This window comes from Streptomyces sp. NPDC042102 (assembly GCF_055582305.1).
The window spans coordinates 121,453-133,004 of the sequence record NZ_JBVJDL010000011.1 but is presented as its reverse complement, the minus strand read 5'-3'; the positions used below and the strand labels follow the sequence as shown (position 1 = coordinate 133,004).

The 11,552-nt window shown below is 72.9% G+C and carries 8 protein-coding genes; 5 read left to right on the top strand and 3 right to left on the bottom strand.

The features are described from left to right. The first annotated feature begins 67 nt into the window (after positions 1–67). The 4 genes from ACZ6KO_RS30140 (at position 68) to ACZ6KO_RS30125 (ending at position 6,623) form a co-directional block, all read left to right on the top strand. Entirely contained in the window at positions 68–349 is a 282-nt protein-coding gene (locus ACZ6KO_RS30140) for an acylphosphatase (RefSeq protein ID WP_401457081.1), read from the top strand. Positions 350–674: 325 nt separating this feature from the next. After that, entirely contained in the window at positions 675–890 is a 216-nt protein-coding gene (locus tag ACZ6KO_RS30135; protein ID WP_401457083.1) for a hypothetical protein, read from the top strand. A 173-nt stretch (positions 891–1,063) separates the two neighbouring features. After that, positions 1,064–4,981, top strand: a complete 3,918-nt coding sequence (locus tag ACZ6KO_RS30130) for an AAA family ATPase (protein WP_469307161.1) — start codon at positions 1,064–1,066, stop codon at positions 4,979–4,981. A 217-nt stretch (positions 4,982–5,198) separates the two neighbouring features. Next, positions 5,199–6,623, top strand: coding sequence for a sugar porter family MFS transporter (locus ACZ6KO_RS30125; RefSeq protein ID WP_469307160.1), 1,425 nt, complete (start codon positions 5,199–5,201; stop codon positions 6,621–6,623). A gap of 46 nt (positions 6,624–6,669) precedes the next feature. On the opposite strand, the gene ACZ6KO_RS30120 is transcribed toward ACZ6KO_RS30125, so the two are convergent. Together ACZ6KO_RS30120 and ACZ6KO_RS30115 are read right to left on the bottom strand one after the other, a co-directional pair. Continuing rightward, on the bottom strand, positions 6,670–7,656 hold the full coding sequence (locus tag ACZ6KO_RS30120) for an LLM class flavin-dependent oxidoreductase (protein WP_469307159.1): 987 nt from the start codon (positions 7,654–7,656) through the stop codon (positions 6,670–6,672). Between the two features lie 58 nt (positions 7,657–7,714). Beyond that, positions 7,715–9,196, bottom strand: coding sequence for a cytosine permease (locus tag ACZ6KO_RS30115; RefSeq protein ID WP_469307158.1), 1,482 nt, complete (start codon positions 9,194–9,196; stop codon positions 7,715–7,717). Between the two features lie 152 nt (positions 9,197–9,348). Between ACZ6KO_RS30115 and ftsY the strand changes: the two genes are divergently transcribed. Then, positions 9,349–10,563 carry a signal recognition particle-docking protein FtsY gene (ftsY, locus tag ACZ6KO_RS30110; RefSeq protein WP_469307157.1) on the top strand — a complete coding sequence of 405 codons (1,215 nt, stop codon included), beginning with the start codon at positions 9,349–9,351 and terminating at the stop codon, positions 10,561–10,563. Between the two features lie 95 nt (positions 10,564–10,658). Here ftsY and ACZ6KO_RS30105 read toward each other — a convergent pair whose 3' ends face one another. Beyond that, entirely contained in the window at positions 10,659–11,333 is a 675-nt protein-coding gene (locus ACZ6KO_RS30105) for a bifunctional DNA primase/polymerase (RefSeq protein ID WP_469307156.1), read from the bottom strand. Positions 11,334–11,552 lie beyond the last annotated feature (219 nt).

Below are 11,552 nucleotides of genomic sequence, written 5' to 3'. Positions count from 1 at the left end.
GGACACTACGCCATGGAACGCGGGGGGTGGCGTGGCCCGACGGTGTGCGTCCCGTTAGCGTTCACGCATGAACGAAGACGTCCGGCTGACCGCATGGGTGCGCGGCCGTGTACAGGGAGTGGGCTTCCGCTGGTTCACCAGGGAGAACGCTCTGGAGATCGGCGGTCTGCAGGGCTTCGCGCTGAACCTCGACGACGGCCGAGTGCAGGTGGTGGCCGAAGGTCAACGTGAGAATTGCCACCGGCTGCTCGAATGGCTGCGATCTTCCGACACGCCGGGACGGGTCGACGGAGTCACGGAGATTTGGGGGACGCCGCGCGGCGGCTACGAGGGCTTCGCGATTCGCTGATCATGTACCGATCACATCTCCATACCGCCGGAACTGCGGTTACGTCCCCGAAACCCGACCGCCCGGCTTTCCGCGACGGGCTCACGGGGGCCCGGACGATCACCACGACCCTTGTGCGGACAGGGTTGCCCGCCGATACGGGGCGTGATCGTGTTGACCGTCAAACTTTTTGGTGAGACGCTGGAAGTCCCCGCGCACCTGAGCTGTTTGGCCGTGTTGGCAGTAGTAGCGCAGAGACTGACAGGCGCTGCCAGACACCGCGGGTGCGATTCCCTCACGACCCACACCGCTTCGGTCGGTCACTCAGTGTGGAGGACCATCCATCATGGCAAAGGCGCTTCTCGGTTACGTCGGCGGTTCCGACCCGCGACTCCTCGCCGAGATGCGACGGCTTCAGCAGCGCGTCCAGGACCTCGAGTCCGAGCTTGTACGGATTCAGTCCGAGAACGACGCGCTGAACGCGGCCGCCGCTCAGCACGGAGACTCGCTGCTGGACAGCATCGACCTCGACGTACCCAAGGCGGAGCCTGCGCTCACCTGATTCGCGCTATCTCGTCGCTCGACTCCAGCCCCGCATGATCTGCAAGGGACGCTCCGGCGTCCCTTCTTTCTTTGCGCCGCCCTTTGCGTCGTCCTCGCACCGGATCTTTTGACGTCTGTTGTGCCCTGCACCTTCATGGGCGAAACCGACCGTGAGAGGTAGAGTCCGGCGGCGTGCACCTCAAGTCCCTGACCCTGCGTGGCTTCAAATCGTTCGCTTCCGCGACCACCTTGCGTTTCGAGCCGGGCATCACCTGCGTGGTGGGCCCCAACGGCTCGGGCAAGTCCAACGTGGTCGACGCCTTGTCCTGGGTCATGGGCGAACAGGGGGCCAAGTCCCTGCGCGGCGGGAAGATGGAGGACGTCATCTTCGCCGGCACCACCGGGCGGCCGCCGCTGGGCCGGGCGGAGGTCTCGCTGACGATCGACAACTCCGACGGCGCCCTGCCGATCGACTACGCCGAGGTCACCATCACGCGGATCATGTTCCGCGGAGGCAGCAGCGAGTACCAGATCAACGGTGACACCTGCCGGCTGCTCGACATCCAGGAGCTGCTCTCCGACTCCGGCATCGGCCGCGAGATGCACGTCATCGTCGGCCAGGGCCAACTGGACTCCGTCCTGCACGCCGATCCGACGGGCCGGCGCGCCTTCATCGAGGAGGCGGCCGGCGTCCTGAAACACCGCAAGCGCAAAGAGAAGGCGCTGCGGAAGCTGGACGCGATGCAGGCCAACCTCGCCCGGGTGCAGGACCTGACGGAGGAGTTGCGGCGGCAGCTGAAGCCGCTGGGCCGGCAGGCCGCGGTCGCCCGGCGGGCGGCGGTCATCCAGGCGGACCTGCGCGACGCGCGGCTGCGGCTGCTCGCCGACGACCTGGTGACGCTGCGCGGGGCGCTGGCGGCGGAGGTCGCGGACGAGGCGGCACTGAAGGAGCGCAAGGAGGCCGCCGAGGCCGACCTGGCCCAGGCACTGCGGCGCGAGGCCGAGCTGGAGGCGGCCGTACGGGAACTGGCGCCGCGTCTGGCCCGGGCCCAGCAGACCTGGTACGAGCTGTCGCAGCTCGCCGAGCGGGTACGGGGCACGGTGTCGCTGGCGGACGCCCGCGTGAAGAGCGCGACGGCCCCGCAGGAGGAGGAACGCCGGGGCCGCGACCCCGAGGACATGGAGCGGGAGGCGGCCCGGATCCGCGAGCAGGAGGCGGAACTGACGGCGGCTCTGGAAGCCGCGTCGCGGGCCCTGGAGGACACCGTCGCCCACCGGGCGGAGCTGGAACGGGCGCTGGCGCAGGAGGAACGGCGGCTGCGGGACGCCGCGCGGGCCATCGCCGACCGGCGCGAGGGCCTGGCCCGGCTGACCGGACGGCTGGCCGCCGCGCGGTCCCGTGCCGGGGCCGCGCAGGCGGAGATCGACCGGCTGGTGGCGGCGAGCGACGAGGCGCGCGCACGCGCGGAACTGGCCCAGGAGGAGTACGAGGCGCTGGCCGCCGAGGTCGAGGACCTGGCCGGCGCCGGCGCCGGCGCCGAGACCGAACTCGACGGCGCGCGCACGGCGCTGAGGGCAGCGGAAGCGGACCTGGCGGCGGCCCGGGACGCACTGGGCGCGGCCGAACGCGCGCGGGCGGCGGCCACGGCCCGCCGCGACGCGCTGGCGCTCGGCCTGCGGCGCAAGGACGGCACGGGCGCGGTCCTCGCCGCCCGGGAACGGCTGGCGGGCCTGCTGGGCCCGGCGGCGGAACGTCTCTCCGTCACCCCCGGCCACGAGATCCCGGTCGCCGCCGCGCTCGGGTCGGCGGCGGACGCGCTGGCGGTGACCTCACCGGGCTCGGCCGCCGACGCCATCCGGCACCTGCGCGCGAGCGACGCGGGCCGCGCCACGTTCCTGATCACCCCGTCGGCCCCCGCGGTCCTCCCGCCCCGGGCCCAGGTGCCCACGCCGGCGCCGGCGCCGCGCGAGGGAGGCGTCCCGCACCCCGCGGCGCCCCCGGGCGGGGGAGCCGTCCCGGGCCCGGTTCCCACGCCGGCGTCCGCGCCCGCCGACGCAGCCGTTCCGTACCTCGCGGCGGCCCGGTCCGAGGGCTCCGCCCCGGTCCCACCGCCGGCAACCGCTCCCGTCGGCGGCGCCGTCGCGCCCCCGGCGGCGGCCCCCGGCGGGGGCCCCGCCCCCACCGCCGGGCCCGCCGACGGCGGGGCCTCGTACCCGGCCGGGGAGGAGACCGAGGGATGCGCGCCGGTCCCGGCGGCCGCGGTGGCCGTCGGCGGGGGCGCCGCCGCTCCGTCGGCCGCGGCCGGGCAGGGGATCCCCGCCGTGGAGTTGGTGCACGGGGATGCCGGGGTCGTGCGGGCGCTGGCGTGGGTGCTGCGGGATCACGTCGTCGTCGGGAGCCTCGACGAGGCCGAGGCCCTCGTGCGCGAGCGGGCGGACCTGGTGGCCGTGACCGCCGACGGTGACGTGCTCGGGGGGCACCTCGCGCAGGGCGGTTCGGCCGGGGCGCCGAGCCTGATCGAGGTGCAGGCCGCCGTCGACGAGGCCGGGCGCGAGCTCGCGGAACTCGACGTGCGGTGCGGCGAGCTGGCCGGCGTACAGGCGGAGGCCGAGGCGCGGCGCCGGGAACTGGCCGCCGCCGTCGAGACGCTGGCGGAGCGGCAGCGGGCCGGCGAGCGGGCCCGGGCCGGGGTGGCCCAGCAGCTCGGCAGGCTGGCCGGGCAGGCCAAGGGGGCCGCCGGCGAGGCCGAGCGCAGCGCCGCGGCCGCGGCCAAGGCGCAGGACGCGCTGGAGCAGGCGCAGGCCGACGTGGAGGAGTGCGCCGAACGGCTGGCCGTGGCCGAGGACATGCCCATCGAGGAGGAGCCGGACACCGCCGTCCGCGACCGGCTCGCCGCCGACGGCGCCAACGCCCGCCAGACCGAGATGGAGGCCCGCCTCCAGCTGCGGACGCACGAGGAGCGGGTCAAGGGGCTGGCCGGGCGGGCCGACGCCCTGGACCGGGGTGCCCGCGCCGAGCGGGAGGCCCGGGCGCGTGCCGAGCGCCGCCGTGCCCGGCTGCGCCACGAGGCCGAGGTGGCGGCCGCGGTCGCCGACGGCGCCCGCCAGCTCCTCGTCCACATCGAGGTGTCGCTGGCCCGCGCGGAGCAGGAGAAGGTGGCCGCCGAACACGCCAAGGGCCGCCGCGAGCAGGCCCTGGGCGAGGCGCGCACCCGCGGCCGCGACCTGAAGAGCGAGCTCGACAAGCTGACCGACTCCGTGCACCGCGGCGAGGTGCTGGGCGCCGAGAAGCGGCTGCGCATCGAGGCGCTGGAGACCAAGGCCCTGGAGGAACTCGGCGTCGAGCCCGCCGGCCTGATCGCCGAGTACGGGCCCGACCAGCCCGTACCGCCCTCGCTCCCCGCCGACGGGGAGGAGCTGCCCGAGGACCCCGCGCATCCGCGCAACCTGCCCGGGCCGTTCGTCCGGGCGCAGCAGGAGAAGCGGCTCAGGGCCGCCGAGCGCGCCTACCAGCAGCTCGGCAAGGTGAACCCGCTGGCCCTGGAGGAGTTCGCCGCCCTGGAGGAACGGCACAAGTTCCTGAGCGAGCAGCTCGAGGACCTGCGCAAGACCCGGGCGGACCTCCTTCAGGTCGTGAAGGAGGTCGACCAGCGCGTCGAGCAGGTCTTCACCGAGGCCTACCGGGACACCGCCCGGGAGTTCGAGGGGGTCTTCTCCCGGCTCTTCCCCGGCGGCGAGGGCCAGCTGATCCTGACCGATCCCGACAACATGCTCACCACCGGCGTGGACGTCGAGGCCCGCCCCCCGGGCAAGAAGGTCAAGCGGCTGTCCCTGCTCTCCGGCGGCGAGCGCTCGCTCACGGCGGTGGCGCTGCTGGTCTCGATCTTCAAGGCGCGGCCCAGCCCGTTCTACGTGATGGACGAGGTCGAGGCCGCCCTCGACGACACCAACCTCCAGCGGCTGATCCGGATCATGGAGGAGCTCCAGGAGAGCTCCCAGCTGATCGTCATCACCCATCAGAAGCGCACGATGGAGGTCGCCGACGCGCTGTACGGCGTATCGATGCAGGGTGACGGGGTGTCGAAGGTGATCAGCCAGCGGCTGCGCTGACTTCCTCCCTGCGGCAGCCTTCCCTCGTTTCTTCAAGTCTTGAACGACATGCCTTCGTCGGGTGCGCTCTTCGCCGGATTCTGTGGACTTGATCCGAAGTCTTGACTTCAGAAAATGAAGACATAGGCTCACCCCTGCCGTCTTCCCTCTTCGGGTGGTGTCCGATCTTGACCTGTGCGCCACTAGGAGAACGGACAAATCCCCCACGGAGTACACCTTGACCAGCACAGCGAAGGCGCCCACGCCGGGCGGCGGGCCCCGGCCCGAACACCTCGGCCACGTCATCTTCATCACGGCGGCGGCCGCCCTCGGCGGCTTCCTCTTCGGCTACGACTCCGCCGTGATCAATGGCGCCAGCGTCGCGATCAAGGAGCGGTTCGGGATCTCCGAGACCGAGCTCGGCACGGTCGTCGCGATCACCCTGCTCGGCTGCGCGGTGGGCGCCGCGGTCGCCGGCCGCCTCGCCGACCGGCTCGGCCGGATCCGGGTCATGCGGATCGCCGCCCTCCTCTTCACCGCCAGCGCCATCGGCTCGGCCCTCCCCTTCGCCGTCTGGGACCTGGGTGTGTGGCGCGCCATCGGCGGCTTCGGCATCGGCATGGCCTCCGTGATCGGCCCGGCGTACATCGCCGAGGTCGCACCGCCCGCCTACCGCGGCCGCCTCGCCTCCTTCCAGCAGGCCGCCATCGTGCTCGGCATCGCCATCTCCCAGCTCGTGAACTGGGCGATCCTCAACATGGCCGGCGGCGAACAGCGCGGCGTCCTCGCCGGCCTGGAGGCCTGGCAGTGGATGCTCGGCGTCATGGTCGTACCGGCCGTGCTCTACGGCCTGATGTCCTTCGTGATCCCCGAGTCGCCGCGCTACCTCATCGCGGTCGGCCGGGAGGACGAGGCCAAGAAGATCCTGGCCGAGGTCGAGGGGCCCGCCGCCGACCCCGAGGCCCGCGCGGCCGAGATCCGCCTCGCCATGCACAGCGAGCAGAAGTCGACGTTCAAGGACCTGCTCGGCGGCCGGTTCGGCTTCCTGCCGATCGTCTGGGTCGGTATCGGCCTGTCGGTCTTCCAGCAGCTGGTCGGCATCAACGTGATCTTCTACTACAGCAACGCGCTGTGGCAGTCGGTCGGCATCGACCCGGCGAGCTCCTTCTTCTACTCGTTCGAGACCTCGATCGTGAACATCATCGGCACCGTCATCGCGATGATCTTCGTCGACCGGATCGGCCGCAGGCCGCTCGCCCTGATCGGCTCCGCCGGCATGACGCTGGCGCTCGCCACCTGCGCCTGGGCCTTCTCGTACAAGACCGGCACCGGTGACGACATCTCGCTGCCCGACCTCCAGGGCACCGTCGCGATCGTCGCCGCCAACGTCTTCGTGCTCTTCTTCGCCCTCTCCTGGGGCGTGGTGGTCTGGGTGCTGCTCGGCGAGATGTTCCCCAACCGGATCCGCGCGGCGGCCCTCGGTGTCGCGGCCTCCGCGCAGTGGCTCGCCAACTGGGCGATCACCGTGTCCTTCCCGGACCTGTCCGCCTGGAACCTCTCCGGCGCCTACGTGATCTACGCAGGCTTCGCTCTGCTCTCGATCCCCTTCATCCTCAAGTGGGTGCCGGAGACCAAGGGCAAGGCGCTGGAGGAGATGGGGTAACCACCCCCGCCAACACCCCTCTCCTCGACACGGGTACTGCCCCGGCTCAGTCCACGAGCCGGGGCAGTACCTGTTCGCACAGCAGGCGCAGGCTGCGCCAGCCCTCCTCGACCGGCATCCCGCCGCACAGCGGATGCAGGACGAGGTTGCCCGCCTCGCCCGCCTCACGCGCGTACGCCACCGCCTCCTGGGGCGACAGGATCCGGTAGACGCCCTCCGCCCGCAGCTCCTCGACGCTGCGGGCGCCGGAGCGCACCGCCGAGCGGATGTCCTTGGACTGCCAGGACGCGTACATGCCGGCCTCGTGCAGGAAGTGCTCGCCGTACCGCGCCCAGGCCCGGTCCGGGTCCTCGGCGATGTGCAGCAACGGGGTCCGCGCGGCCGGCATCATGCAGAAGCCCTCGGTGCCGTGCTCGGCCAGCTGCTCCTCGTAGTACGCCTGGAGCTCCGGCAGGTGGGCGCTCGGGAAGAACGGCAGCCCCAGCCGGGCCGCGCGGCGGGCCGCCGCGCGCGAGCTGCCGCCCACCAGCAGCAGCGGGTGCGGCCGGGTGAAGGGCACCGGGGTGACCCGCACCGTCCGGCCGCGGAACATGAACGGCTCGCCCGTCCAGGCCTGCAGCAGCGTCTCCAGCAGCTCGTCCTGGAGGCGGCCGCGCCGGCCCCACTCGACGCCGTGCTGCTCGTACTCCTCCGGCCGGTAGCCGATACCGGCGACCGTGATCAGCCGCCCGCCGCTGAGCAGGTCCAGGACGGCGATGTCCTCGGCGACCTTCAGCGGGTCGTGGAGCGGGCCGATGATCGCCGAGACGGTGACGGAGATCCGGCGGGTGGCGCCGAAGAGCGCGCCGGCGAAGGCCAGGGGAGAGGGCAGCCAGTTGTTCCCGGTGCCGTGGTGCTCCTCGGTCTGGAGGGTGTCGATGCCGTGCTCGTCGGCGTACGCCGCCATCTCCAGCGCGGCCCGGTAGCGGGCCGAGAGGGTCTCGGGCGTGCCGTCGGGGTCGACGAGGTTGAACCGGGCCACGGTGATGGGCATGGAGAAGTCCCCCTCCGCCGGGTGTGGGTGGCGAGGGGGGACGTTAGCTGACGTGGCGTCAGTTGGACAGGGATCCGGTCGGCACGCGCGCGTCGGTGTCGCCGGCGGCGGCATCGGCCTCCGGGTCCGTGCCGTCGGCCCCGGCCGCCGGCGCCGCCGCGCGCGGCAGTACGGCGTACAGCACGCCGGAGGTGACGATGCCGGCCACCCAGCCCAGGCCGTTGCGCCCGATCCAGGTCCCGGCCAGCGGACCGCTGAACCAGTCCACGGACGTGAACAGCAGCCCCACCGCCAGCGCCACGCCCCAGGCGGTCATGGCCTGCCAGGCGAAACCGCCCCGGTACCAGTAGGCGCTGGTGCGCGTGGTGTCCAGCAGCGCCGCCCCGTCGTAGACCCGCCCGCGCAGCATGTCCACGCCGAACACACCGATCCACGCCGAGAAGGCCACGGCCAGCAGCGTCAGGAAGGAGATGAACGACCCGAAGAAGCTCGTCGCCACCACCATCAGCAGGAAACCGAAGACCAGACTGATGACCGCGTTCACGCTGACGGCCCAGGCGCGCGGCACCGTGATGCCCAGCGTCTGCGCGGTGAACCCGGCCGAGTACATCGACATCGAATTGATCAGCAGCATGCCGATCAGGGCGATCAGCAGGTACGGGACCGCCAGCCACGTCGGCAGCAGCTCGCCGATGAAGGAGACCGGGTCCTGCGCCTTCGCCAGGTCCGGGGTGCCGACCGCCATGACCGCGCCCATCAGCACCATCGGGACCACGACCACACCGGCCCCGCCGACGGTCGCGCCGACCATGGCCCGCGAGGAGGCGGTGCGCGGCAGATAGCGCGTGAAGTCCGGCCCCGACGGCACCCAGCTGATACCGCCCGCCGCGATGGTGCCGATACCCGCGATCATCATCGCCGTCGACCCGGCGGGCTTGCCGAAGACCGCCGACCAGTCGGTCGTGGCGACCAGGTAGCCGAGCACCAGCACGCTGAAGCCGCCGAAGAGGTACGTGGACCACGTCGAGCAGACCCGCAGCGCGTTGATGCCCAGGCCCGAGACCGCGAACGTGCAGCCGACGAAGAACACCAGCGTGACGACGATCAGCGCGGTGTTGCTCTGGATCCCGAAGAGCAGGTCGAGCACCGTCAGGACGGCGTAGGCGCCGCTGACCGCGTTGATCGTCTCCCAGCCCCACCGGGCGACCCAGATCAGCGAGCCCGGGAACAGGTTGCCGCGCTGGCCGAACACCGCCCGCGACAGCGCCATGCCCGGCGCGCCCCCGCGCTTGCCCGCGATCGAGATCAGCCCCACCAGCCCGTACGACAGGACCGGCGCGGCGAAGGCGACGAGGAGCACCTGCCAGAAGTTCAGCCCGTTGAAGATCACCAGACCGGCGCCCATGGTCAGCAGCAGCACGCTGATGTTGGCGGCGACCCAGGTCGGCACGAGCTCCCGGACGCGGCCGGTGCGCTCACCGTCCGGCACGGGCTCCAGGCCGCGGGTCTCTATCGCGCCGTCGGCGGACTCGGCAGGCATGCGCTACTCCGATGGGGATGAGGAGGGGGAGTCGCCCATCATCGTAGGTGTCGGCCGAAATACCCAAATAGGGGCTTCGGTCCCGGTACGCAGCGCGGCCGGTCCGGTCGGTTCGGCCCGCCGGCGGTCCGGTGGCCGATACTGGGTGCGTTATGGACATCCTCATCCTTGCTGTAGTCATCGCCCTGGTCGCGGTCGGTGCCATCAGCGGCCTCGTGGTCAGCAGCCGCAAGAAGAAGCAGCTGCCGCCCCCGCCGCCGAGCGCGCCGACCATCACTGCCCCGCCCGCCGAACCGCAGGTGGGGGAGGACGCCGCTCCGACGGTCGCCGAGCCGCGCCGGACCATCGAGGAGGTCGTGCTCCCCGAGGCGGAGGCCGCCGCTCCCGAGGCCCCCGCCGCGGCCGAGCCCGAGGCTCCGGCCGCGCCCGAGATCGAGGTGCCCGAGCCCACCGCCGGCCGCCTGGTCCGGCTGCGCGCGCGCCTGGCCCGCTCGCAGAACTCCCTCGGCAAGGGGCTGCTCACGCTGCTCTCGCGCGAGCACCTCGACGAGGACACCTGGGAGGAGATCGAGGAGACCCTCCTCACCGCCGACGTCGGCGTCAAGCCCACGCAGGAGCTGGTCGACCGGCTCCGCGAGCGGGTCCGGGTGCTCGGCACCCGCACCCCCGACGAGCTGCGCGCCCTGCTCCGCGAGGAGCTGCTGCACCTGATCGGCACCGACGCCGACCGCGCCGTGAAGACCGAGTCCGGGGTCGACACGCCCGGCGTCGTGATGGTCGTCGGCGTCAACGGCACCGGCAAGACCACCACCACCGGCAAGCTCGCCCGGGTCCTGGTCGCCGACGGCCGCTCCGTGGTCCTCGGCGCCGCCGACACCTTCCGCGCAGCCGCCGCCGACCAGCTCCAGACCTGGGGCGAGCGCGTCGGCGCCCGCACCGTGCGCGGCCCCGAGGGCGGCGACCCGGCGTCCATCGCCTTCGACGCCGTCAAGGAGGGCATCGCCGAGGGCGCCGACGTCGTCCTGATCGACACCGCCGGCCGCCTGCACACCAAGACCGGCCTCATGGACGAGCTCGGCAAGGTCAAGCGCGTCGTGGAGAAGCACGGCCCGCTGGACGAGATCCTCCTCGTCCTCGACGCCACCACCGGCCAGAACGGCCTGACGCAGGCCCGTGTCTTCGCCGAGGTCGTCGACATCACCGGCATCGTGCTCACCAAGCTCGACGGCACCGCCAAGGGCGGCATCGTCGTCGCCGTCCAGCGCGAGCTCGGCGTCCCGGTCAAGCTCGTCGGCCTCGGCGAGGGCCCCGACGACCTGGCACCGTTCGAGCCGGAGGCGTTCGTCGACGCCCTCATCGGCGACTGACGCACGGCGCCCGTACCGCACCCGTACGGCCAGCAGGGGCCCCGCGATCCACACCGGACCGCGGGGCCCCTGGCGTAGGCGCCGGTCCGACGCCCTCAGCGCTCCGAGCGGTGGCAGATGTAGGCGAGCGTGCCCAGCAGCAGCCGGGCCTCCGGCGGGCGCGAGGAGTCCAGCGCCGGCGGCCGCAGCCACGTCACCGGGCCCAGGCCCGCGTGGTCGGACGGCGGAGCGGTCAGGAAGGACCCCGCGCCCAGCGCGTGCAGGTCGAGGCCGGCGTCGTCCCAGCCCATCCGGTACAGCAGGTGCGGCAGCTCGGCCGCGGCGCCCGGCGCCACGAAGAACTGCGCCCGCCCGTCCGGGGTCGCGCTCACCGGGCCCAGCGGCAACCCCATCCGCTCCAGCCGCACCAGCGCCCGCCGCCCGGCCTCCCCGGAGACCTCGATCACGTCGAAGGCCCGGCCCACCGGCAGCAGCAGCGCCGCCCCCGGGAACCGCGCCCACGCCACCGTGACCTCGTCCAGCGTGGCCCCCGCCGGGACCACCGCCTCGAACGCCAGCGGATGCGCGCCCGGCGCCGCGCACTGCGCGTCCCCGCACGAACAGTCCCGCCCGGGCGCCGCGGCCCGCGCCCCGGGGACCACGTCCCAGCCCCACAGCCCGGTGTACTCCGCCACCGCTGTGCACTCCGACATCCGGCTGCGGCGCCGGGCGCCGGACCGGAACTCCCTGGTGCTCCGGCCGCCGATGCTGCCGCCGATCGTGAAGCCCATGCCCATGCCCCCTCCAACGGGTCGGACGCACCGGTGGTTACGTAGCGGTCCCCGGGGGCCGGCCGGCGCGCTCCGTGCCGCGCGCGCCCCGCCGTACACCCGTCCGCCACCTGCTTACGGCTGTCGTGTGTCAAGTGAATCGCGCTTGGCGGGTGGCGAGTTCATTCGAAGGGGTGGCGAATGGTGGCGATTGTGGAATCGACCTCGCCGAGGGGGTGA